Genomic DNA, 484 nt, shown 5'->3' with positions numbered 1-484 from the left:
AGGTTGGCTGGGCTGTCAAACCGATGTGAAGGACGTTACATGAAGGCGCTAAAAGGATCCTGGGCCATTCTGCTGGCCGTTTTTTTTGCTCTGGTCTATCTGATCCCGCTTAACGGTCGCCTGCTGTGGCAGCCGGATGAAACGCGTTATGCCGAGATCAGCCGTGAAATGCTGCAACGCGGCGATTGGGTGGTGCCGCACCTGCTGGGGCTGCGCTATTTCGAGAAGCCGGTAGCGGGATACTGGTTTAATAACATCAGCCAGTGGCTGTTCGGGGAAAACAACTTTGCGGTGCGGTTCGGCTCGGTGTTCAGCACCGGCATGACCGCGCTGCTGGTGTTCGCGCTGGCGATGCTGATGTGGCGCAATGCGCGTCGCGCCAGCCTGGCGATGCTGATGTTCCTGTCGATGGTGCTGGTGTTCAGCATCGGCACCTACAGCGTGCTGGATCCGATGATTTCGCTGTGGCTGGCGGCGGCGATGG

1 protein-coding gene is annotated in these 484 nt (G+C 59.1%); it reads left to right on the top strand.

Annotated elements, in window-relative coordinates; genetic code table 11:
• Positions 1-39: 39 nt before the first annotated feature.
• The coding region (locus J0A68_RS23265; protein WP_206580503.1) for a phospholipid carrier-dependent glycosyltransferase at positions 40-484 on the top strand (445 nt) is incomplete at its 3' end.

Source organism: Algoriphagus oliviformis (assembly GCF_017254915.1).
In the GTDB taxonomy this organism is placed as follows: domain Bacteria; phylum Bacteroidota; class Bacteroidia; order Cytophagales; family Cyclobacteriaceae; genus Algoriphagus; species Algoriphagus oliviformis.
This window is presented reverse-complemented; position numbering and strand designations above follow the sequence as displayed.